18 protein-coding genes are annotated in these 24,574 nt (G+C 51.2%); 14 read left to right on the top strand and 4 right to left on the bottom strand.

Annotated elements, in window-relative coordinates; all coding sequences use genetic code 11:
- Positions 1-76: 76 nt before the first annotated feature.
- Positions 77-298: a hypothetical protein gene (locus tag D1831_RS08490; RefSeq protein WP_125072500.1), complete on the bottom strand. Its 222-nt coding sequence runs from the start codon at positions 296-298 to the stop codon at positions 77-79.
- Positions 299-493: 195 nt separating this feature from the next.
- Here D1831_RS08490 and D1831_RS08485 point away from each other — a divergent pair, with 195 nt between their 5' ends.
- The 4 genes from D1831_RS08485 to D1831_RS08470 all read left to right on the top strand — a co-directional run bounded on the left by D1831_RS08485 (position 494) and on the right by D1831_RS08470 (position 6,315).
- Entirely contained in the window at positions 494-1,672 is a 1,179-nt protein-coding gene (locus tag D1831_RS08485) for a galactokinase (protein ID WP_125072499.1), read from the top strand.
- A gap of 33 nt (positions 1,673-1,705) precedes the next feature.
- Positions 1,706-3,172 (top strand): UDP-glucose--hexose-1-phosphate uridylyltransferase, encoded by a 1,467-nt coding sequence (locus D1831_RS08480; RefSeq protein WP_125072498.1) that lies wholly within the window; start codon positions 1,706-1,708, stop codon positions 3,170-3,172.
- Positions 3,173-3,204: 32 nt separating this feature from the next.
- Positions 3,205-4,200, top strand: a complete 996-nt coding sequence (locus D1831_RS08475) for a LacI family DNA-binding transcriptional regulator (protein ID WP_125072497.1) — start codon at positions 3,205-3,207, stop codon at positions 4,198-4,200.
- Positions 4,201-4,272: 72 nt separating this feature from the next.
- Positions 4,273-6,315 carry a beta-galactosidase gene (locus D1831_RS08470; protein WP_125072496.1) on the top strand — a complete coding sequence of 681 codons (2,043 nt, stop codon included), beginning with the start codon at positions 4,273-4,275 and terminating at the stop codon, positions 6,313-6,315.
- Positions 6,316-6,473: 158 nt separating this feature from the next.
- Here D1831_RS08470 and brnQ read toward each other — a convergent pair whose 3' ends face one another.
- Positions 6,474-7,871 carry a branched-chain amino acid transport system II carrier protein gene (gene brnQ / locus D1831_RS08465; RefSeq protein WP_125072495.1) on the bottom strand — a complete coding sequence of 466 codons (1,398 nt, stop codon included), beginning with the start codon at positions 7,869-7,871 and terminating at the stop codon, positions 6,474-6,476.
- Positions 7,872-8,338: 467 nt separating this feature from the next.
- Between brnQ and D1831_RS08455 the strand changes: the two genes are divergently transcribed.
- Positions 8,339-10,084, top strand: a complete 1,746-nt coding sequence (locus D1831_RS08455; RefSeq protein ID WP_125072494.1) for an ABC1 kinase family protein — start codon at positions 8,339-8,341, stop codon at positions 10,082-10,084.
- Between the two features lie 106 nt (positions 10,085-10,190).
- Here D1831_RS08455 and D1831_RS08450 read toward each other — a convergent pair whose 3' ends face one another.
- Positions 10,191-10,841, bottom strand: a complete 651-nt coding sequence (locus tag D1831_RS08450; protein ID WP_125072493.1) for an MIP/aquaporin family protein — start codon at positions 10,839-10,841, stop codon at positions 10,191-10,193.
- 339 nt (positions 10,842-11,180) lie between these two features.
- Here D1831_RS08450 and D1831_RS08445 point away from each other — a divergent pair, with 339 nt between their 5' ends.
- Genes D1831_RS08445 through D1831_RS08425 form a run of 5 tightly spaced genes read left to right on the top strand, consistent with a single transcriptional unit; the run spans position 11,181 to position 18,315 of the window.
- Positions 11,181-12,299 (top strand): exonuclease SbcCD subunit D, encoded by a 1,119-nt coding sequence (locus tag D1831_RS08445; protein ID WP_125072492.1) that lies wholly within the window; start codon positions 11,181-11,183, stop codon positions 12,297-12,299.
- A 1-nt stretch (position 12,300) separates the two neighbouring features.
- On the top strand, positions 12,301-15,435 hold the full coding sequence (locus D1831_RS08440) for an AAA family ATPase (protein ID WP_125072491.1): 3,135 nt from the start codon (positions 12,301-12,303) through the stop codon (positions 15,433-15,435).
- A gap of 35 nt (positions 15,436-15,470) precedes the next feature.
- Positions 15,471-16,664: a P-loop NTPase family protein gene (locus tag D1831_RS08435; RefSeq protein ID WP_125072490.1), complete on the top strand. Its 1,194-nt coding sequence runs from the start codon at positions 15,471-15,473 to the stop codon at positions 16,662-16,664.
- Positions 16,665-16,667: 3 nt separating this feature from the next.
- A complete protein-coding gene (locus tag D1831_RS08430) occupies positions 16,668-18,032 on the top strand; it encodes a vWA domain-containing protein (protein WP_225422831.1) in 1,365 nt (454 codons plus the stop codon).
- Positions 18,016-18,315 carry a hypothetical protein gene (locus D1831_RS08425; RefSeq protein ID WP_125072488.1) on the top strand — a complete coding sequence of 100 codons (300 nt, stop codon included), beginning with the start codon at positions 18,016-18,018 and terminating at the stop codon, positions 18,313-18,315. Before D1831_RS08430 ends, D1831_RS08425 begins: the two co-directional genes overlap by 17 nt.
- Before the next feature lie 120 nt (positions 18,316-18,435).
- Here D1831_RS08425 and D1831_RS08420 read toward each other — a convergent pair whose 3' ends face one another.
- A complete protein-coding gene (locus tag D1831_RS08420; protein WP_125072487.1) occupies positions 18,436-19,020 on the bottom strand; it encodes a TetR/AcrR family transcriptional regulator in 585 nt (194 codons plus the stop codon).
- Between the two features lie 937 nt (positions 19,021-19,957).
- On the opposite strand from D1831_RS08420, the gene D1831_RS08410 reads away from it, so the two are divergent.
- The 4 genes from D1831_RS08410 to D1831_RS08395 all read left to right on the top strand — a co-directional run bounded on the left by D1831_RS08410 (position 19,958) and on the right by D1831_RS08395 (position 24,506).
- The gene (locus D1831_RS08410) at positions 19,958-20,527 is read left to right on the top strand and encodes a WxL domain-containing protein (protein ID WP_125072486.1); all 570 of its coding nucleotides are present in this window, start codon (positions 19,958-19,960) and stop codon (positions 20,525-20,527) included.
- 66 nt (positions 20,528-20,593) lie between these two features.
- Positions 20,594-21,244: a WxL domain-containing protein gene (locus D1831_RS08405; RefSeq protein ID WP_225422830.1), complete on the top strand. Its 651-nt coding sequence runs from the start codon at positions 20,594-20,596 to the stop codon at positions 21,242-21,244.
- 80 nt (positions 21,245-21,324) lie between these two features.
- Positions 21,325-22,341 carry a DUF916 and DUF3324 domain-containing protein gene (locus D1831_RS08400; protein ID WP_125072484.1) on the top strand — a complete coding sequence of 339 codons (1,017 nt, stop codon included), beginning with the start codon at positions 21,325-21,327 and terminating at the stop codon, positions 22,339-22,341.
- Between the two features lie 17 nt (positions 22,342-22,358).
- Complete coding sequence (locus D1831_RS08395; protein WP_125072483.1) at positions 22,359-24,506, top strand: lectin-like domain-containing protein; 2,148 nt, start codon at positions 22,359-22,361, stop codon at positions 24,504-24,506.
- Positions 24,507-24,574 lie beyond the last annotated feature (68 nt).

Genomic DNA, 24,574 nt, shown 5'->3' with positions numbered 1-24,574 from the left:
CCGAAGATGCGGCCCTTACTGTACCTAATAGTTATTTCTATCATAACACAATATAAAAATATTTGTATTAGATTTTTTACTCAACGCCAGCCTGGAAGTAGAGAACGCTACCCCAGTTTTCAGCTTTAATGGCGGCTTTAGCCGTTTTTGCGGCGGCTTCGAGGTCGGCCATGTTGGTTTTAAACCGGAGCTTCATACCCTGTTTGTCAACGAATTCAAAGGTGACGTCGTCCTGGTTGTAGTTATTTAAGAGCGCGATAATTTGATCTTGAGCAACGGGTGCGTTCAAAAAAATCATAGTTGAATCCTCCATTTAATCGGTATTGGTAGCGCTTCCTGTAACCTTAACAAGTTTCCGGATTACTGTTAATTGGTATTGACCAATTAGCTAAAAAGTCCTCACCTTTTCCGGAAAGGTAGTTGACAAGCTGGATGAAAAGGCTTACATTTAATTTAGTAAAATTTTAGTAAAGTGAACATGGAGGTTCCAACTATGGAAGTCGCTAACTTACAACAAGAATTCAAAACTGCTTTTGACCGTGAACCGGAACGGGTCTTTTTCTCACCCGGACGGATCAACCTAATTGGTGAACATACGGATTATAACGGGGGCCATGTTTTTCCGTGTGCCATTAGTATTGGAACGTACGGCGTTTACGCGGCCCGGACGGATCAAACGGTACGGATGTACTCAGCAAATATTCCGGACCAGGGGATCGTAACGTTTGATGTTCATGACTTGGACTACCAGAAGGCGGCGGGTTGGACAAACTATCCCAAGGGAATGATGTACGAGTTAGCAAAGGGTGGAACTCGTTTTGAACACGGCTTTGATCTCTTTGTTCACGGCAACTTACCCGACGGTGCCGGCTTATCTTCGTCGGCTTCCATTGAATTATTGATGGGGACGATTTTGCGCAGTACCTTTAACCTAACTGTGAGTCAGTTGGAATTAGTTAAACTGGGACAGAAGGTTGAAAACGACTATATTGGCGTTAATTCGGGAATTATGGACCAGTTTGCGGTCGGAATGGGTAAAAAGGACCAGGCGATTTTACTAGATACCAACACGATGGAATATTCGTACGCGCCGGTCCAACTCGGGGATAACGTGATTGTGATCATGAATACGAATAAGCGCCGGGAATTACAGGATTCAAAATATAACGAACGGCGTTCCGAGTGCGAAGCGGCCTTGGCCCGGTTACAGAAACAACTTCCGATTGACTCCCTCGGGGACCTTGACGAACACGGCTTTGACCAGGCGGCTTACCTGGTCAACGACGATACGTTGATTCGCCGCGCCCGCCACGCGGTCTTTGAAAATCAGCGGGCAATTCGGGCGACCAAGGCGTTGGCCGCTAACGACCTAACAACTTTCGGTCAGCTAGTCACGGCATCGCACGTTTCACTACATTATGATTACGCGGTGACGGGTAAGGAACTCGACACGTTAGCCGAAACGGCTTGGCAACAGCCCGGCGTTTTGGGTGCCCGGATGACCGGGGCTGGTTTTGGCGGCTGTGCCATTGCGATTGTCGCTAAGGACCAGGTCGACGCCTTTAAGAAAAACGTGGGCCGGGTCTACGAAGAGACCATTGGTTACGCCGCGGACTTTTACATTGCGGAAATTGCGGACGGTCCCCGGGAATTAACAAATTTAAAAGCATAGGTTGAGAGATAATTGAACGTGGAGGTAATTTTAATGGCAACGTTGGAACAATTTGTGACGGCCGTGATTGCGTCGCCGTCACCGTACACGGCAATGGATCGGATTTACGTCACTAACCGGGTCTTAGCACTCATTGGTGAGGGGACTCCGGTTGCGGCGGCCGATTCAAAACTGGCCAGTTTAACGACGGCGTTAGTCCAAACGGCTGTCCAGAATGGTCAAATCGAGGCAACGCCCTCGGCCAAGGAAATTTTAAGTGACCAGTTAATGGACTTAGTGACCCCGTTACCTTCCGTGGTGAACCAGACGTTTTGGGATAAGTACCAGGTTAGTCCGGAAACGGCGACGCGTTATTTTTACCAGCTGAGTCGGGCCAACGATTACGTTAAAACGAAGGCCATCGCGAAAAACGTGGTTTTCAACACGGCCACCGACTTTGGTGATTTGGAAATTACGATTAATTTATCCAAACCGGAGAAGGACCCGAAAGCAATTGCGGCGGCCCGGAACCAACCGCAAAATGGTTACCCGCTGTGCCAACTATGCATGGAAAATGAAGGTTATCTGGGACGCTTAGGCTACCCGGCCCGCAGTAATCACCGAATCATTCGAATGACGATCAACGGTGAGCCGTGGGGTTTTCAATACTCTCCGTACGCCTACTTTAACGAACATTCGATCTTTTTAGACGCGGTGCACCGGCCGATGGTGATCAACCGGCAAACCTTCGTTAATTTAATTGAAATTGTTAAACAGTTTCCACACTACTTCGTTGGAAGTAACGCCGATTTACCAATCGTGGGTGGTTCGATGTTGTCCCACGAACATTACCAGGGGGGGCGGCACGAGTTCCCGATGATGAAGGCACCGGTGATTAAAAAGGTTGACGTTGGCGTAGCGGGCGTCACGGCCGGAATTGTTAAGTGGCCAATGTCCACCCTCCGGTTAAGCAGCACCGACACGGCCGCCTTAGTCGCGGCTGCGGTAAAGGTCCATGACGCTTGGAAAGACTATTCGGATGAAAGCGTGGACGTCCGGGCATACACGGACGGGACCCGGCATCACACTACGACCCCCATTGCGCGTAAAGTCGGTGACCAGTACGTCTTAGACTTAGTTTTGCGGGATAACCAGACGTCGGCTGAATTTCCGGACGGCATTTTCCACCCGCACCAGGACGTTCAACACATTAAAAAGGAAAATATCGGTCTGATCGAAGTTATGGGCCGGGCCATTTTACCCGCCCGACTAAAAGTTGAACTGGCCGAAGTTGCAAAATACTTGTTAGGCCGGCATAATCATATGGTAGCCATGCACCAGCCGTGGGCGGATGCGTTAAAGGCAAAGTATCAGTTTAACGATGACAATGTAACGGAAATTGTAGACCGTGAAGTGGGCCACGTCTTTGCCCGCGTCTTAGCGGATGCTGGGGTCTTTAAGTGGAATGACGCTGGTTTAGCGGCCTTTGACCGGTTTATTGCCGTCCTTAAAAAAGCTTAATACGAATGTTTTAAATCAGGGAGGCCTATTGAATGGCGGCAACGTTAAAAGATATTGCGAAGGAAGTCGGTGTTTCACTGGCAACGGTATCGCGGGTTTTAAATAAGGACCAGTCACTTTCCGTGAGCGACGACACGCGGCAACGGATTTTTGCGGTGGCTGAACAGCTGCAGTATTCCAAGAGTAAGCGCCGGACTACGCCGGTTGCGCGCAAAAAACTAGCAATCGTCCAGTGGTATTCGGAATCCAAAGAACAGGACGACTTGTACTACATGTCAATTCGAATGGGAATCGAGCAGCGGGGGCAACAACACCAGTTTGAAGTGACCCGGATCTTCCAGAATAACGTCCGGAAGCTCGATACCGACGTTGACGCCATCATTGCCATTGGGAAGTTTAGTCCCAAACAGGTTTATAACATGGCCACGATTACGGATAACTTAGTGTTTGTGGATGATGACCAGTTTGACGGTGGCTTTGATAGTGTTGTGACCGATTTTCGGATTGCAACGGAAAAGGTCGTGGATTACTTCTGGGGCCGTGATATTCACGACATCGGATTTATCCACGGGACTGAAATGACGACCGACCACGAATTAGAAGTTGTTGACCGCCGGATGCTTGGTTTTCGGGCGGCCATGGAACGGCGCCACGCGTATAACCCGAAGTTTGTTTTTAAGGGGGATTATACGAGTGAATCGGGATTCAAAATGATGCAAAAGGCGATTAAAACACTCGGTGATCAGTTGCCCGCGGCCTTTTTCATCGCGAACGATCCAATGGCCGCCGGTGCGCTTAAAGCGCTGCAGTCCGCCGGGATCAAGGTGCCAGAACGGGTCAAACTGTTTAGTTTTAATAACACGTCCTTAGCCACCTTCGTTTATCCCGAACTCAGTGCCGTGAACGTTGATACGGAACTAATGGGGACCGCGGCGGTCGACCTAATTGTGAGTCGCTTGGAAGGGCGTACGACACCCCAACGGGTTGAACTGGGGACCAGTTTAGTTGAACGTGATAGTACAAAATAAGAACGGGCTCCGACTGCTTTAACGGGTGGCGGGGCTTTTTTTGAAATTAGAACGGAAAGTATGGTGATTGAAATGTTTAAACCAACTCAATTTTTACACGGTGGCGATTATAATCCGGACCAGTGGCTGGACCAGCCGAGCGTCATTGACCAGGATTTTAAAGCTTTTGAAAACGCACATTTGAATACGGTTACACTGGGCGTGTTTGCTTGGGACCGCTTAGAACCGGCGGAGGGCCAGTATAATTTCGATTGGTTGGATGAAATGTTTGACCGGGCCGCGGCGCAAAAGATGAACGTTATTTTAGCAACGCCCAGCGGTGCCCGGCCCCGCTGGTTAGCGGAGAAGTACCCCGAGGTTTTGCGGGTTGGAGCAAATGGGCTGCGTAACCGGTTTGGTGAGCGGCATAATCACTGTTACACGTCACCGGTGTACCGTGAAAAGGTTCGCCAAATCAATCAAAAATTAGCGGAACGCTACGGGTACCGTAAAAACTTGATCATGTGGCACGTTTCCAACGAATACGGCGGGGCTTGTTACTGTGACCTTTGTCAGGCGGCTTTTCGGCAGTGGCTGCGGGCGAAGTACCAAACCTTAGACCGGCTTAACCACGCGTACTGGGGAGCCTTTTGGAGTCACGAGTACACCGACTGGTCCCAAGTCGAAGCTCCGATGACTCAAGGAGATCAGAACGTCACCGGTCTGAACCTGGATTGGCGGCGCTTCGTCACGGACCAAACGATCAACTTTTTTGACGCGGAAGTGGCGCCGTTACGGGCGGTTAACCCGGCAATTCCCGTGACAACGAACTTCATGGGCGGCAATCCCCCCGAATCACACGTCTTTTACGACCTGGATTACCAGAAATTTGCGCAACACGTGGACGTGGTTTCCTGGGATTCGTACCCTAACTGGGGTAACGACTACGAATCGACGGCTGAATTAGCACTTAAGACGAGTTTGATGAATGATACCATGCGCAGTTTAAAGCACCAAAATTACCTAATTATGGAAAACACCCCCTCGATGGTCAACTGGCACCCGGTCAACCACGCTAAACGTCCGGGGATGCACGTCATGGCGAGCTTACAAGAGGTGGCACACGGTGCCGATTCGGTCATGTACTTTCAACTGCACCAGTCCCGGGGCGCGTCGGAAATGTTCCACAGCGCCGTGATCAGTAATCGCGGCGGCAGCCACACCCGAACCTTTCAGGACGTCACCCGGGTTGGGCAGATTCTGCAACGGCTGAAGGGGTTGCAGACTACCCAGCACCAAGCGGCCAAAGTCGCCATTGTCTTTGATTACGACAACATGTGGGCGTTAGACGACGCCCGGGCGTACGCAAACGCTACGAAGTGCTATTGGGCGACCATCCAAGCCCATTACCGCTACTTTTGGGAACATGATATCGCCGTGGAATTAGTCAGCGTCCACGACGACTTAACGCCGTACACCTTAGTGATCGACCCGATGCACTTTTTAATGGCGCCGGCCTTTGCAACTAAGCTTAAAACCTACGTGCAAAATGGTGGTCACCTAGTTGGGACTTACGTGAGCGGCGTGGTCGATCAAAACTTCTTAGCTTATCAGGGAGCTGGCATGGCCGACTTGATCACGACTTACGGGTTAAAGGTGACGGAGACCGATACGTTGTACCCTAGTCAGCGCAATGCGGTCAACGTTTTTAACCGCCAGTATCAAGTCCAGGATTACTGCGACTTAGTAACGCTAACGACCGCTAAGACGCTGGGCACGTACGGAAAGGATTTTTACGCGGGAACACCGGCGGTTACCGAGAACGAACTCGGTACCGGACGCGCGTACTACTTAGCTTGCCGAACGGATGCCGACTTTTTACAGAGTTTTTACCACCGGCTAGTTCAAAAATTGCAATTGCAGGCTAAGTTACCGATTAAAAAGTCAACGAAAAACGTGGCCATTCAGGTTCGTGAAAGTACCACGCAGCGGGTCTATTTTGTGATTAATTACAGTCACGAGCCGACCCAAGTGACGCTGACGACACCACTGAACAACGCCTTAGACGGCCAGACTGTGCGGGGAATGCAGACGCTTAGTGGGTACGGTGTGTTAATTTACAGTGAAGCCAAATAAATTAAAAGCGTCTGGGACGTTAAAGCGAGCAGGTTACTCAATCAGGGCTGAGTAGCCTGCTCGCTTGGTTGTTAGGGATAATGGAGCCGAAACGGGTGTTAAAAATCAGTTGATTTCACTTAATCCGAACCAGACGACCCTTTTAAACTTAGGAGCAATTACCGTTTTGTCGGTACGTTGAGTGAAGTCGGCGTACTGGCCTTAGTCCGTTGCAAGACCAGGTAGTGGGCGGTCCCGAAGACGGCGCCGACGAGGGCGGGCACTAACCAGTCCATACCGCTGCTTGCGAGTGGTAAGTAGCTTTGGACGTGGGCCATGGCCTGACCAAATGCGCTCTGGCTGACCACGGCGGGGAAGGCCGCAACCATGTCGAAAACGGCGGGAACGACCGTAAAGACGACGACCCAAACGTAAACGACGGTGGATTTGTGGAATAAGGGTGACAGGATCGATAAGAAAATTAAGGCCATAGCCAGCGGGTAAAGGAACATTAAGACCGGCGTGGACCAGGCAATGATTTGGTTTAAGCCGACGTTAGCGGTCAAAAATGAAGCGAGGCAGGTGATCCGTAACCAGGCTTTATAACTCAAAAAGCCGAAGTGTTTGTGGAAGTCCTGCGCGAAGGCGGCGACTAACCCGATGGCGGTCGTTAAGCAGGTCGTGATGATCAAAACAGCGAGGACCGCCTGGCCGACCGTCCCCATGTAGTGGTTAACGATTTGGTCAAAGGCAATCCCACCATTGGCTGAAACTTTAAACATACCGAGGGACTGGGCACCGAGGAGGATCAATAAGACGTAGATCAGGCCTTCAAAAACCATTGAGAAGAACCCGGCGCGGGCGGTGACCCAGGCCGCCTTATTGGGGTCGGTTTGGCCCATGAAGTTCACGGCGGTGACGATGGTGACCCCGAGGGCTAGCCCGGCTAAGGCGTCCATCGTGTTGTAGCCCTGTAAAAAGCCGTTAACGAAGCCGGCACTTTGGTAGGCGGCCGTGGCACTAGTACTGCCAGCGTGGGCGAGGGGACTGCTGAAGGCGACGGTAAAGACCACGACGAGTAGTAATAAAAACAGTGGGTTGAGTAGTTTGCCGACCCGGGCCATGATCTTGCTCTGTTCAACGGAGAGGTAGTAGGCCAAACCGAAAAAGGCGGCGGAGAAAACTAGTAGTCCCAGCGATTGATACTTAGCCGGGAAAAACGATGACAGCCCCACGGTAAACGAAACGGTCGCGGTCCGCGGGGTCCCGAAGAATGGTCCGATCGTGAAGTGAATCAGGACCATGAAAACGACGGCGAAGGTTGCCCCCAATGGTTTACCAATGTCGTAGACGCCCTTGGACTTGGTCACACAGACGGCTAGAACGGACAGCAGGGGTAACAGAACGGCCGTGACGAGAAAACCAATGGCCGCTACGCCCCAGTGACTCCCAGCCAGTTGGCCGAGGTGCAGTGGGAAAATCAGGTTGCCAGCGCCAAAGAATAGGGCAAAAATCATGGAACTTAAAGTGACGTAATCGCGTTTTGTTAAAAATCGTTTTTGGACTTTATCCAGCATGAAACAACACTCCTCATTTGTTTTGGTTAAACAAAAAACGCCCCGCTCTCTGAGTTAGACTCAGAAACCAGGACGTTTACCACGCGTTACCACCTTAGCTTTACGACCGCATTGCTGCAATCGCCTTGACAAGTACGGCAAGTGGCCGGCCACTCGCGATACTCGCGCTCGATAATGGGAGCTCCCAACAGCAACTACGAAACCGTTCGCCACTGCCACTCAGAACTGATTTTCAATTAAAGAAGCAGGATGCCGTTGCACCAGACCGACACTCTCTAGGCGTGCTTGTTTAACTTACTTTGTTCATCAACGTGTTTGTTAACCGTTTTTTAATGTGCCCTTAATCTACAACGGTGGCAATTATTTGTCAATGCTTTTTTCGAAAACTTTGGCTTTGCTAGTGCGAATTGGGACTGAATGTTGGATAATAGGGTCTATAAGAACGTTTAGGATGGGAGGGGTGTCAAATGACCACAACGGATGAAGCAACCACCGAACGACCAAAGTGGCAGGAAAATCAAAATGGACATACCCGGTTCCGGACGATTGTTGGGGTGTTACGCCGGTATAATGTTTTGAGCAACTTAGCGCGGCAAAAGAATCCCCAACAGGTTCGGGCGGCCTTTGAAGAGCTGGGCCCGACCTTTATTAAAATTGGTCAGATTTTATCGTCACGAACGGACATTGTCAAACCGGACTTCGCCAACGAGTTTAAAAAATTGCAGGATAACGTTAAGGCGGACGACTACGCGGTCGTACAGCGAACGATTGAGCGGCAGACGGGCAAACAAATGGACGAAATGTTTGCCAGTTTTGACCACGAACCGTTTGCATCGGCTTCCATGGGTCAGACCCACCACGCAACTTTACTGAACGGTCAAAAAGTGGTCGTGAAGGTGCAACACCCCGGCATTGACGCCGAAGTGGCACTGGATATTTCGCTATTTGAACGGGCGTTGCCACTGTTACGGTACATTCCCGAATCGTCGGTGGTCGACTTACGGGAAATGGTCGGTGAAATCAAGCGCTCACTCTTTAACGAACTGGATACGAGTATCGAGGTCAAAAACGGGTCCCGCTTTTACCGCTTAAATAATCGCAACGATATTATTCGGGTTCCCCGGGTCTACGGTAAGTATAGTACCCAGAAAGTCCTCGTTAACCAGTACATGGCGGGGACCAGTATCCAGCATTTCATGGCCAAAGTGGTGACCGCGGACCAGGAGGATGATCACCAGTACGATGATGAACGGCGGTACTTAGCCCACACCCTGGTCCAGAACTTTTTGAAGCAAGTCTTTGAGGACGGCTTTTTCCACGCTGATCCGCACCCCGGGAACATCCTGTTACGTGAATTACAGCCGGGCGACATTGGTTATAACGACACGGTTCCCCAACGGCACGGCAAAATCGGCAAACGGCGCTTGCCCCCGTACCGGTTGATCTACTTAGATTTCGGGATGATGGGTGAGATTAGTCCGGCGTTAATGAACGGAATTGCCAACGTGGTGGTCGCGGTCACGACCGAGGATACCCGCCAAGTGGGGAAGGCCATTTTAGCGATCTCTAACCGGACCGGTGAAGTTGACGAAGAGGGTTTTTTTAGTGAACTCGCCCCATTTTTGGGTCAGTATTACAATTCTGGCCTGGGTGACATTGACTTTCAGGGACTGTTGTTTGAAATGGTCAAGGTTTGTCGGAGCAACAACATTCAGATGAACCCGGCAGTCACCATGCTGGGAAAGGCGTTTGGGACGATCGAGGGCATCGTTGAGACCCTCGACCCGAACCTGTCGATGTTGGACGTTGCCCGGCCGTTTGCCCGTAAATACATGCGGGAACACTTGAACCTGCGTAATGAATTGGAAGACGGGTTATTGGCGACCATGCAGGGGTTGCGAGATACCCCCAAGTTACCAACGCGGTTATTAGCGGCCCTCGATACCTTTGAAAATGGTCAAACGCGGGTCAACATCGTTTTTTCACACCGCAAGCTATTTATTGACCGGATTGATTCAATGGTCAATAAGGTCGTTTTATCGGTCATTTTGGCCGCGTTGATCGTTGGCTCATCACTGTTAGTACAAAGCCACCCGGATAATAGTTGGATCACCAACATCGGGATTTTTGGTTACGTCACGGCGGTAGTTGTGATTATCGGGTTAGTCGTTGGCACGCTCCATTCGTGGTACCAGCACTGGCGGCGAAAATAACGGGCTGACTTACAGGGCTTGTGCCCATGTGGTAAATATCAGATAAGACAATAAAAAATCAGGTTCAACCACCATGCGGTTGGACCTGATTTTTTAATTGGAATAATTAGTCTTCTGAACCTAATACCCGGGCGCAGAATGCGGCGAGAATGGCGCCAACTTCTGGTGCTAAGATGTAAACCCAGAGGTGTGAAAGGGCGCTGCCACCGGCGAAGATGGCCGGACCGATTGAACGAGCCGGGTTTAAGGAACCACCGGTCAAGTTCAGGGCAACAATGATTAGGAAGGCCAAGGTGATCCCGATAACCAAGCCCGCGAAGTCGCCGTTACCGTGATCGTTACTAGTGACGTTGAGAATCACCATTAAGAACAGGAAGGTCACTAAGGCTTCCACGAAGAACGCCATGCCGGCGCTAATCTTTGGAAAGTCCGTTTGACCAAGGGCGTTGGTGGCTAAACCGAGCGCGCTCACGAAACTGCGAACAGCGGCGGAAGCCACGATGGCCCCAAGAATTTGAGCAATCACGTAACCAACGGCGTCCATGGCGTTGATACGGCGGTTGATCAACATGGCCGTGGTAACGGCGGGGTTGAAGTGACCACCCGAAATGCCCCCGAAGGCGTAGGCCGAAACGGTGATGGCCAACCCGAAGGCTAACCCAATTGACAGGACGTCACCCTTAGCAACAACGACCGTTGCGGTCCCCAAAAAGACTAACATAAACGTACCGAGAAACTCGGCGAAATATTTGCGCATAAAACTGCACACTCCCTTTTTAGATAACTTTTTACATTAATTATCTTACAATACTTTCTTATACGTGAAACCTAATTTGCTTAAATTAATAATGATTTTGATAAGCGAAAAACAATTATTGGCATGGACGATTTCAATTGCGTAGCCGTGGGTTCTAATTTATCTAAGATGCTAGTCGATTTTTTGATGATTTTTTTAGTATCGTTTAACGTAGTAAACATTAGAATTAATGTTAAGTGAACGACTAAACTGGAATGAGCCCCCCGGAACAAACGATACTAAAACAAACCGAAAACTGTTTTATAATGGAAATAAATAACTTCTGGGAGGAACTTAAACATGCGCTTTTTACATACCGCCGACTGGCACATTGGCAAAAAACTGCACGGATTTGATTTGGCCGCTGAACAATGGAACGCCTACGAACAGATTCGTCAAATCGCCATTGATGAGCACGTTGACGCCGTGGTGATTGCCGGTGATTTATACGACCGGGCAATTCCAAACGAAAAGTCGGTGACCCTGTTAGACGACATGTTGATCGACCTTAACTTAAAACACCATTTGCCACTCTTAGCAATTAGTGGAAACCACGATAGCGCCACCCGGCTACGTACGGGAAGCACGTGGTTTAAGGCCACGGACTTCTATTTAAATACTAAGCTTAGTCAGGCATTAACGCCGGTGGAATTTGACGATACGCAGTTCTTCTTGTTACCGTACTTCGAGCCGTTTGAAGCCCGGCAGTACTTTCAGGATGATCAAATTAAAACGGTCCAGGCGGCCATGGTTCAACTCGTTGCGGCCATGCGGGCGCAATTTGACCCCAATAAAAAGCACGTCCTGGTAGCCCACTTTTTTGCGGCCGGGAGTACCCACGTTGATTCGGAAACGCAGATCATGGTCGGCGGGTTAAACGCCATTCCGGTCAGTGACTTAGCTGATTTTGATTACGTTGCGCTGGGGCACTTGCACGGTAAGGACGCGTTACACGCGGAACGGGTGCGGTATAGCGGTTCACCGCTGAAGTTTTCGGTGTCGGAAGCTAACCAGCAAAAGGGTGTTTGGATCGTCGATACCGACCCGTTTAAGCTGACGTTTAAGCCGTTACGGCCACAACGGGACGTCCGCATTTTAAAGGGCGCTTTCGGTGATTTGACGGACCCCGCATTTTATCAGCAGCAGGCGACTGACGACTACCTAGCTGTTCAGTTAACTGACCAACGGGTAATTCCTAACGTTATGCAGGAACTGCGGGCGATTTACCCACACATCATTGAACTTGACCGGGTCGACGGACCGGTGACTACGGATACGAACGCTACCATCGTTGATCCCCACTTAGACCCCCTGGAACTGATGACGCAGTTCTTTGAACAGACAACCGATACCCCGTTAACGGCCCGCCAACAAAAGTGGGCCCAAGCAGCGCTGACCGCGGCGACTAAGGAGGACTAGCATGCGACCATTAACTTTAAAACTAGACTACTTCGGTCCGTTTCGCCACCAGACCGTCGACTTTACGAAGTTTAACGACTTTCCCGTTTTCCTGATCAGTGGCAAGACTGGCGCGGGTAAAACCACCATTTTTGACGCCATGTGTTTTGCACTGTTTGGTGGAACTTCCGGTGGTGATCGGCAGGTCAAACAAATGCGGTCGGACTTTGCGACCGCCGACGAAGTGACTACGGTCACCTTTACGTTTGAGCATCAGAATCGAACTTACCGGATCGTACGCTCACCCGAACAGGAAGTGGCCAAAAAGCGGGGAACTGGTAACCACGTTCAAGCAGCGGCGGTCACGCTGACCGTGTTTGATGAACAGGGAAAAGAAGTCGAAGAATACACGAAAGTGAACGCCGTTCAAAACTACGTCCGCGACTTACTGCAACTGACTCGGGAGCAGTTTTCCCAAATCGTGCTGCTACCCCAGGGGCAGTTCCGCCAGTTTTTAATGGCTAATAGTGATGATAAGGAAAAAGTCTTACGTGACATTTTTGGGACTAGTTTATATAGCCGCTGGGCGCAACAGTTAAAGGCCCAGTTAAAGCGGGTCCAGGCGGCTAATAATCAGGTTAGTCAGCAATTGCAGACGTTGCAGGGGCAGCTAACTTGGACCACCCAAACGGCGGCCGCGGCAACTAGCCTTGCACCGCAAGCGGCGGTGGATGCCCAACAAGTGGAACAGCAGGCACAAACCACCGCGTTAGCCGCCCTGAAGCGTGAATTTGACACCGCCAAAACGGCGTTAACGCACGCCCAGGCGGCCCAAACCGCGGGGCAAACGTTGCAGCAAAATTATCAAAGTAAGGCGACGTTAACTAAACAGCTCGCCGACCTGACGGCACAAAAAGCAATGATTGATGAGCAGCGCCAACGGGTTCAAACGCTGGAGTGGGTCCAAAAAAACGCCCCCGCTTACCAAGCGTTACAAACCACGCGTCAGCGGGTCCAAGCTGAGACGGCTCGCCAAGCGGAATTAACGGAACGGCTAGCCGCGTTACAGGCGACGCGGGAAACTGCTACGGCCCAGGCCGCAAAGTTAACGGCGCAGGCGCCCCAGGCTGAAGAACGCCAGGCCCAGATCACGACCCTAACGGCTAAGCGCCCGGTTTATGAACAGCTGGCAAATACCCGGCAGGCCCATCAACAAGCGGTGCAGCGGGTCACGGAGCAACAAAGTACGGTGACTGAAATTGAACAACGGCTGAGCGCGTTGGCAACTGAACGCCAGCGCTTAGATCCAATCAGTGCGGATTTAACGCCGGCCCTGACCAAGCAACGCCAACTGGATCAACGCAGTCACGCGTTACGGGAATTGACTCAAAGTGCGGCGCAGGTGGCCCAACAGGCCGAAAAGGTCCAAACGTTGACGGCTACGGTGGCTCAACAGCGTGCGGTAGTGGCGACTAAACGGAAAGCTGCTCAAGCTAAGGAAGCGACTTACCGCCAGCTAGACGGTGAGTGGGCCAGTGAGCAAATTGCCATTTTGAGTCAGCGGCTGCAACCCGGTCAACCGTGTCCGGTTTGCGGGGCCACGGACCACCCCCAACCGGCGGCGACGACCACGATCACGGTCACCGAGGCCGCGGTCAAGGCCGCTCAGCAAGCCGCCACGGCCGCGACTCGCGAATTAGCCGCGGCTGAAAATCAGTTAACGGCGGATCAGAGCCAACTGGAGGCGGCCCAAACTGAACACGAACGGAGTACCGCCACCCTGACCGCGGCCGTGGATGCCCAGTTAGGCCCAACGGAGCTTTCGACTACCGTGTCACAGCGATTGGCTGAAGCTCAGGACCAATTGACTACCGCCACCCGGGCCGTTCGGCAGCGAATTACCACGGCTCAAAGTGCCCAGGACCGTTTAGCTGCCATCCAAACGACGGTGACCACGCTAACGGCGGACCAAACGACGGCGACGGCGAAGTTGACCACGTTAAAAAATCAAGCACTCGAGCTAGCCACCCAGTTAGCGGATCAAGAACAGCAACGGTCGGCGGCGTATCCCGATTTACCAGCCCTCGATGCCCATATTCAAGCACTAAAACGGGATCAGGAAGCCTACCAGCACGCTGCGACGACGGCCACGCAGCAATTAGCGACTGTTAAAGAACAATTGTCAGCGACGACGGCCCAACTAGCAACGACGCGCGACCACTTGACGACGGCCCAAGCTACCGTGACCGAGCAAACGACGCAACTAACGACCGCGATGCTGACCGTTTGGGAAACGGCCGATTTTGAACGCCTGGCCCAATTAATGGATCAACTCGGTGACTTGGCAGAACTGCGAACACGTATTAAAACGTACGATCAACAAACGGCCACTTTGAACGGCCAATTGTTAACCGTCACTAAGACCATTGGCCAGCAACCGCAACCCGATTTAGCTCAATTGGCGGCCCAAGTAGCCGCTGCCAGTGAAACGGAGCAGGCGGTCGAACAACGCTATTACGAACTTGATCGGCAACTTAAGGGGAACCAAGCCATCGTGGCGAAAATGCAGGCGACCCTTGCGACCGTGCGCGACCAGCAGGAACAACTTGCCGAACTTGCGCAACTCGCGAACGTCGCTAACGGTAGCGGTCCCCAAAAGTTGAGTTTGGAACGGTTCGTGCTACAGACTTACTTGCAAAGGGTCCTTAAGACCGGTAACCAACGGCTGCAACAGTTGACGCGGGGCCGCTACCAGTTCCAGTTAGACCACACCCAGGGCACCTTTAGAAACGGTACCGGGTTGGAGATCAACGTTTACGACGATAATGCCGGTAAGGTCCGCAGCGTCCACACGTTATCCGGTGGTGAGAGTTTTGTGGCGGCGTTGTCCTTGGCGTTGGCTTTAGCCACGGTAATCCAGGAACAGGCCGGTGGGATTAAAATTGACGCGTTGTTCATTGACGAGGGTTTTGGGTCGTTGGATGAGGACGCCCTGGACATGGCGATGGAGACCCTACAACAAGTTGAGGGTAAGTCCCGCATGATTGGGATCATTAGCCACGTTAGTGAACTGGAACACCAGTTGCCTGCTCAGTTAAAGGTATTACCCCAGGGCAACGGTGAAAGTGTTGTGAAATACCAGTTAGGATTTGCATAATTGTTTCACGTGAAACAAGAAGGGAAGGAAGAGTCATGGCGTTATCGTATCAAGCCCTGCTAACGGCCATTCCGGTGGTGTTAAAAGCGGGCAACGTCCCCAACGTGGTGGGAGAGGCCGGCATTGGAAAATCCGCTTTGATCAGTGACGTTGCCCGCCAAATGGGGGCGAAGCTGTTTACGACCGTGGTGAGTTTGTCGGAAAAGGGTGACCTGGCCATTCCGGTCCCCCCACTGACAAGTGAGTCGTTTATTCAAACGGCGGCTTACGGTCAGTTGGCCGATGTCCAATTCGGTTACGCACACACCCTGATTGAGATAATTCAGTACGCGGAAGCCCACCCCAAACAACCAATCATTTGGTTTTTGGACGAATTTAACCGGGGGACCCAGGCGGTTCAGAGTGAACTGATGAACCTCGTTTTGCAGCGCACCATTAACACGTTAAAGCTGCCGCAACAGGTACAGTTGGTTTTAGCAGAGAACCCGGACGCAAGTATGCGGGGGTTTGAAGACAGTACGTACGGCGTGGTCGCGGGGGATGCGGCCATTAAGGACCGGACCGTGCGGCTAGTGATGCGGACCGACGCGGCGGATTGGCTGCGCTGGGCTCAACAATTGGATACGACGCAATCCCGCCCCCACATCCACCCGTTGGTCCAACGCTTTATTAGTGAGGACGTAACCCGGCTGAATCAAACGGACCAGCAGGAAGATTTGACCGCGACACCGCGGGCTTGGGAACGGGTCTCAGCTAATTTATACGAACTGGAAAAGTTACCGCGTACTACCCAGGCAGTGGTGGCACTGGATATTTTTCAAGGTGACGTGGGGCGCGACCTCGGTCGCAGCTTTGAAGCCTTTTTGGAACAGCAGGCAATTCACTTAACGCCCGCCGACCTATTTACCAGCCAGCCGAAGGGCGCCGTGACACCGGCCCCGATTTTAAAGCAGTTTCAAGCAATGAGTGAGCCTCAGAAAGGGACCGTATTACGAAGCTGCTTGCGACTAACGGCGGATTACCCGCTGACTAACGATCAAAACGCCGGTCGCTTTTTACAGTTACTTCAAACGCTGAGTCAGGACGGGCAGTTTGCGTTAGTTCAAACGATTGGTCAGGACCGCGCGCTGTTAAAGCAACTATACACGGTTAACGTGGCTAAGAGCAGCCCCTACGTCACCGCGTTGTACCAATATTTACAACAAGTGGCGAGTTGGTCTAATCAGTAGGGGGTGGCAGCATTGTTAAATAACGCGGTGGAATACGACCATTGGCGCCAACGGGTACTTACGGCGAAAACTGAATCGGACGATGCGGAAGCCGGTGCTACCATGTTGACCCGGGCGGTGATCGAATTATTAGCAAGCGACCAGTTTTACGGTGAGTTATTGACCCGGCTGCCCCGCGAAAGGCAGCCAACGTTAACGGCGCCGTTTGCGCTTAGCTGGCGGGATAACCGCTTAATTTTACAATACGCGCCCGTGGCCGTTGCCCGGACTTTTCCCCGTTTTGACAGTTTACAAGCTGGTTTGAAACACGTCGCCCTGCACGTTGCCTGGCAGCACCCGTTACGCTATCGTGAGCAGGTCCAAAGCCAACGACGATTAGTCACGTTAGCAACCGACCTCGCCGTTAACCAGTACGTGGACGGGTTACCCGCCGGCATGACCGGCTTAGCGACCGTCCAACCGTTAGTACGGCACCGGTTACCGTTAAAGGCGGATTCGGGGACCTATTTTCGGTTATTACGCCAAGCAGTGGCCCCCCAACCGCCGCAACCCGCCGCGGGAAGTCAGCCTAACACTGCAACTGGTGAGCAACCCCGTCCTAAAGTTGGCCACCAATCACGACCACTAATCGATGACCCCGTAAATTGGGCGGGCGCCGGGGGACAGCTGACGAACCCTAATTTGGCGGCTAGTCGGACCCGCCAACTGACCAAGGATGCTTGGGCCGCCACAAACGAGGCCGGTCGCGGCCTCGTTGCGGGTCACGTCGTTGCCGAGTTACAGCGGCAAAGTGCGGCCCCGGCCGTTGATTGGCGGCGCCTCTTAGTTCGCGGAATTGGACAATTACCAACTGGAAAACGGGCGTCGCGGGCCCGGTTCAACCGGCGTCAGCCGGCGCGGATGGAACTGCCGGGTCAGGTGAGCGACACCCGCCTAAACGTACAAGTTTACGTTGATCACTCGGGGTCCGTGAGTGACGCGACCCTTCAAGGGTTGTTAGCACAAGTGGCGGCGTTAACGCGGATCGTCACGACAACCATCACCGTTCAGCCGTTTGACGCCATCGTGCGGCCGGGTCACACTTACCAAGCGGGACTGCCCCGGCGAGTCCGCTTTGAACGTCAGGGTGGTGGTGGTACCGTGTATCAAAGTATCTTTGACGATTTGACCCGCCGGCACTTAACGAATCAGACCACGTTGGCCTTGATTTTAACCGATGGTCGCGGGGAACGGCACGTGGACGCCCACCACTTTACGAACGTCATTTGGCTCCTCGCCCACGCTAGGGATCAGCTATCGGTCCACCCCGTGATTGGCCGGGTGATCAATTTAAAACTAGGGGATGATGCGGATGAGCCAACCACTTGATCCAGAAAATATGCAATCGTTACTGACCCATGACCGTCGTTATCAACGGGCGGCCGCCGTTTTAAACGGTCAATGGCAGGTCGTTATGGCGGAAGAAACACTACCGTACCGGCAACGGATCACTCGTGATGATTTACAGTTCGCGCGGGCTCTGCTTGCAAGCGGCTCGTTAACGAGCCGGTTTAGCTTTGACAGTTACGCCGGGGTCCAAGCCATCCGGCAACACTATGGAAACCTGTTAAGTCCGGCCGCGCAGACCTGGTTAGTGCACGACTACGTTTGAAAATTGCAAGTCCAAGGTGAGTAATTCCATTTAACCTAAAAAGTCGTCATTATTCCCAGTGAATAATGACGACTTTTTAGGTTAATAAATATTAGTATAGGTAGTCGTTGGGGCTTGACATTACGCCTTTAAAAAGGTCAGCCAAATTTGTTTACGCTGTTCGACATCGGGACGGCTGCCTTGCCGCAAGCGGGTTTGTAACCCAATGCGGGCTTCTAACAAGCTCTGAGCCAACGTCATACTCGATTGACGGGCCGTGATCTGTTGACTCGCCTGGCCCTTTAAAATTGCGGCGGCCATTAAAGTGAGGTAATCGTCGTAAAACCAGGTCGTTGCGTGTTGAACGGCGGTATCAGTTGCGCCAAATTCGGCAACGGCGTTCGCCATCAAATCACCACTGGGGTGGTCTTCAGTGGTCAGTCCCTGACTGAATAACATCCCCAATACGGTTAGGGCGGATTCACCGGCTTGTTCCAATTGTTGCATGTTTTGGGCACAGGTCGTTAAGGTTTGTTGGTGATAACGTTGGAGTGCTTTTAAATAAAGCGTGTGTTTGTCGCCCAGGGCGTTATACAAACTTTGCTTTTTGACCCCGCTGGCGGCCACGATCTCATCCATGGAAGTGTGGTAGTAGCCTTGTTGCCAGAACAGTTGCATGATTTTTTCAACGACTTGTTCATCGCTAAAAGTCTTCTTTGCGGGCACGAAACGCCCCCCTTTCAAGGTTAGTAAATAGTTGTTAATAGTATAACATAGGCCGACTAGTCGCGGTTGCGGCGGAAAAAGCCGGCCGGTGGACTGTTTAGCAACTTGTCAGTTATTTTTAATTTAATAATTGATAAGGTTAGTTTACTCCGTACATAGGTAGTGCTTTAAGTTTAGACCACTTGGCCATTATTTCGGTAAAAAGTCCAGTAACTAGCCGGCTTAAGGTGGACATTCCAATTTTATATTGCTGTTAATTATTTATGGTTATGCGAATGTTAGGCTAATGGACGCCCTAATTAAAATCTCATAAAAACATAATGTTAACAACGTTTTTAGTTTAACGGGGTAACTATTGGAAATTAGTGCCACCATTTTTAAGCGGTGAAAGCCTTGCCATTAAACTGATTCGAACAGTTTAAGCAACTATTTTGGGCTAACAAGCAAAATTAAAATTATCTCAGAAGAACGTTAAAAAACGACCTGGCCGTGATAGTTAAGCCCCGTCATCAATTGACAGCCCTTTCATTATCATGCTATATTCTCGTTGCTGATAGGGTTACTCGAACGATTCACTATTAGTAATTAAGTTTTGGATTAGTTAAAAAATTATGATTCAGACCGAATAAGGGAGTGATCACGTGCGATGGCAAATCAGTTTGATTAGTTTGGTCATGTTTTTAATAGGACCGCTAACACGCTCAGCGCTGGCCGACGTTCAAGCTGGTAATTACCATCTAACGGTGACCAGCGCAACTGCTTCAGGAACGCATACTGGGGCAACCCCGAGTGCGGGCCCGTTAAGTGGAGTCCTACCACAAATGAACGAAACGCAACAGTGGTGGCTACTACTGATCGGCTTGACTGGACTAATTTTATTAACTTCTCTAACCATAATCTGGTGGCGCAACCGTCAATTAATAAAGGAGCAACCGTAATGAAAAAATATGTAGGAACGTTACTTGCTGGAGTTACTTTAATGGCCGCTTTACCAATGGCTGCCCAAGCTGCGGATAATTCTAAAGAAACCACGGCAAAAATCGAATTGAGTCAGGACGAAGAAAACAAGGATATTACTTTGGACCAAGTTCCGGGTGTTGACTTAGGGAGCCACGTTAATCAAAACGCAACTAAAACTTACACTGCCGACGCGGTGGACGGTGCCATTAAAGTAACCAACCCCGGAAATACCGATGGCTGGAAGGTCCAAGTTGCCGGTACTGACTTTAAAGACGGCGACAAAGTTTTGCGGGGGGCTAAGTTGACCTTTGCAAACGGTAAGACGACCGCTGACGATACGGAAAACGCGTCGGATCTACCAACTAGTGACACGATTACGGTGAATACTAATAATCAATCAATTGTGACCGCGGCCGTTAATGAAGGGATTGGGGAGTTTACCACGACCCACGATAAAGCCGACGTCAGCTTACTGGTTCCTGCCGGTAACTCCGCTGGTGCTTACAAATCAACGTTAACTTGGACGTTGAGTAACGCCCCGAGCTAACACGCTCGCAGAAACTGAGGTGTGACCATGATCAAGGGGAGACAACTAGCGAAGCGGTTACTAATAATGACGTTTAGCATACTGTTAATCCATAGTTGGGGTGGAACCTTGATTGGTCGGGCGGCGACACAATCGCAGGTGCAGGTCAGCCTAACACCGACCGATGATGAAAGCGCGGTTCCGCCGGTTGATCCCGACAACCCGAGTAAGCCGTATCCCGGTGACTCCGCCGACGCGGGAAACGTTACCGGAACCGGCTCGCAAGGGCAACTGACCATTGATTACGTGAGTAATTTAAAATTTAATGCGACCACGACGCAACGGGGACCGGTCCAAACCACTGCGGAAAACCAACGCGCCATGGTCCAAGTTACGGATCGCCGTTCAACGGGAGCCGGCTGGACGTTACAAGTAACCCCCAGCCCGTTACAAAGTCGGCAGCGCACGTTAAGTACGACGCTTAACCTCGGCACGGTCCATTTGCAAGCCGGGGCCGGCAACGTCAGTATGGCTCCCCAGGTCGTTAATACGACCGATTTAAAACCCGGCATGGCTAATAACGTATTGGTAGCGGATCAGCATAGCGGCCTTGGCACGTGGTTACTCGTTTTAAACCGGGGCACCCAACCCACGACTCTAACCATCAACGATCAACAACTAACGGCGGGAAACTACACCGGACGCTTAGCGTGGTCTTTAACCAATGCGCCTAATTAAAAAACTGTTTGTAAGCTGCTAGGTTAGCAGCTTACGGCTACATAATTCGTCATAACCCGCAGAAAAGGAAGGTATCCCAAATGAAAAAAACGTTTTGGCAACTCGTGTTACTCGTAAGCGTGGTGTTGAGCGGTTTAACGGTAACCGCCCAAGCGGATGATCTTAACTACACGGTCAAGGCGGACCTCCCGACAAACCAAATCAATAAGAAGGTCTCCTACTTCGATTTAAAAGTAAAACCGGGACAAAAACAAAACCTAACGATCACAATCGCTAATAATGATAATCAGCAGCACCGCTACACGGTTTCACCGAACCTTGCCATTACGAATGATAATGGGATCATTGATTACAGTCAGCGGAAAGCTAAGGCGGATGCGTCATTGAAGTTCAACGTTAAAACGGCGCTGTCCAAACAGCAGGTGGTGACGGTTCCCGCTAAAGCTAGTAAAAAGGTGACCATCAAATTAACGGTGCCCAAGCAAAAATTTCGCGGTGTGGCCCTGGGTGGCATCAACATCGTTCAGGAGTTAAAAACCACTAAGAAGAAGAGTAGCGGAATGGCGATTGATAACCAGTACGCCTACGTTCTGGGTTTACAATTGCGTGAAACTGATGTCATCAGGATAAAACCAAACATGCAGTTGCACCAAATTAAGGCGGCCCAGTTAAACTACCGCAATTACGTGACGGCCAATCTGCAAAACGATCAACCGGTGATCATGCACGGCTTAAAGATCAAGAGTTACGTCACGACGGCGGGGTCCAGTAAAAAGCTGCTGGTTACTAGTAAGGACAACCTGGCCATGGCACCGAACAGTAACTTTAACTTTGCCATGGGCGACGGGTCCCAACAGTTAAAAGCTGGGAAGTACACGCTCCACTTGACCGCGACCGCGGATAAGGGTAAGTGGAAATTTACCCGCAACTTTACGATCACCGACAAGGAAGCTAAACATTTAAACGACACGGCGGTGGGTGACAAGGTCCAGAACAACTACTTCTGGTGGTTCGTGGCCCTAGGCGTCATTATCGTACTGTTACTTGGTTTGATCATCTGGTTACTCTTGAAAAATCGCCGGCGTCAGGACAACTAACGAGAGGAGTTTTCACCATGCGGAAGGGACCAAAACTGTTAATGATGGGGTTATTGGCGTTAGCTGGTTTGTGGGCCGGTACCGCGCAAAGCCTGACGAGTAACGTGAACGTGAGTGCTAACCTGGCCACGGCACCGTCCGGGTTAAACCAGTTGGACAAAATCATCACCGTTCCGGGGGCCTTCAGTAGCGGGGTGGCGAATAGTTCTAAAATCGTGGACGTCACCAACAGCAGTTCACCGAATACTCAGGCCATAGACGTGATCGATGGGAAAAAACAAGTCGGTGGTTTTTGGTCAAACGATGCTAACCGCTTGGATTTAAATCAGGATACCACCATTAAGATGTGGTTGTACTTGGGTGCGTCGAAAACCGTGGGGGACGGGATGGCGTTCGTTCTGCAAAATGATCCGAGTGGGACTAACGCCGCGGCGCAGATCAAGTCCGGCAGTATTATTGGGGAAACCCTCGGCACGTGGGGTGTCGATACGAACAACAAAGAACAGGACCCGCAAGCGATTGCGAGTACTGCCATCCAAAATAGTTGGGCCTTAGAGTTTGATACCTATGTGAATAAGTCAACTTCGTATAGTGATGCGGGTAAGGGGGACGCCTTTGATAAGGGGAATAAAACGCAGCACGTGGCGACCGGTTATCCGGGCGCGGCGAGTCAGTACAACAGCGAATCCGTGCGCAGTATAGACCTTACTGGGATTATTTTATCAACCCGCTACTACTTTTCACAAAATCACGATAATTTAAAAACAGATTTGAGTTTAGCCAACGGTAACTGGCACCACTTAGTTTTGCAGTGGGACGCCGCGGCTAAGACGATGACCTACACCTTTGACGACGTTAACCCGGACGGTTCGGAGACCGGAGCGGGATTTACTAATAGTACGGTCATTGATACGAGCCAGTTTAACAGTGCGGACGGCCTGGTGCGCTGGGGCGTCATGGGCGCGACTGGTAGTAACACGACCACCAACATGGTCGTCATTGAAAGTATTCCCAACACCGTTAACGCCAAAGCGGACGTTAAGGTGACCGACACGACCAAGAATAAAACGGTCACGGCCGGTAGTAAAGTTAAAGCGAAGCACAAGCTCCAATACGATTACACGTTGACCTACGAAGGCGGACGCTTGGACTGGGATAACGTTGAAGCCCAGTTGAAATTACCCGAAAACGTGACGTTTAGTGGGGCGGTGATCAAGTACGCGGATGGTACTGAACAGACCGTGGACGCACCGGAAGAGGGGGCCAAGACGGTCACTTACCAACTGGAAAAGGCCCTTTCTGAAGCTAACGCCACCGCGACGATCACGCTGACTGGGACGGCCGATAACGTGAAGATCAACAGTAATACGACCACGACGACCAGTACGTTTAAGAACAAAGAATTTGAAACGACGGCCGACGCACCGGACTACACGATTACCGTTGACCAACCCATCTCGTTATACATCCTTAAAACTAACTATACGGTGGCGAAGGGTGACGACGTTAAGGTTAGTGGGCTGGTAATTGCCGAAGATTCGGAGCAGTTAAAGAATAGCAGCATTACGATTCACCCGACCCTGAATGGTCAGGAACTGGATGAATTTCAGATGAGTGACGATGACGAGTCGGGTTACTTTAGCTTAACCATTAAAGCGGACCAGTTGAACGTGGGGAAAAACGGTCTGGTTCTGTGGGCCTCCGATATGGATGATAATGAATCTCCGGAAGGGAGTACGACCATCACCGTTCAAAGTGGTGAATTAGGGTTTAAAACGGTGGCGGGAACCAGTACTTTTAAACCCATTACGCTCGATGGTAAGGCCCAGACGACGACCCGCGCCGATGATTGGGCGGTCGTCGTGAGTGACGAACGTGGCAAGGGTTCTGGCTGGCAACTGCAGGCCAGCGTAGGCGACTTTACGACCGCTGATGGTAAGAAGTTACCGGGGCAACTGCTGTTTAAACAGGACAGCAAAACAACCGTACTAAACGGTGAAGGCACCCAGATTGACAGTCACCAAACAACGAGTGATACCGATGAGTACAACGTTACCAAGGATTGGGGCAGCGATTCGGGGATGTTTTATAAAACGAACGCGGCGGCAACCCCGGGTGCGTATTCCGGTAAAATTACGTGGACGTTAAACAACGCGCCGAGTTAACATCAATACCAATTAAAAATAATGAAGCGGGCGAGCGAAAAAAAAAGGGGGGGTTTTTTGTAGGGGGG

It is taken from the genome of Lactiplantibacillus garii (genome assembly GCF_003885105.1).
Classification (GTDB): Bacteria; Bacillota; Bacilli; order Lactobacillales; family Lactobacillaceae; genus Lactiplantibacillus; species Lactiplantibacillus garii.
The sequence above is the reverse complement of the archived record's forward strand: the minus strand, read 5'-3'. Positions and strand labels throughout refer to the sequence as shown.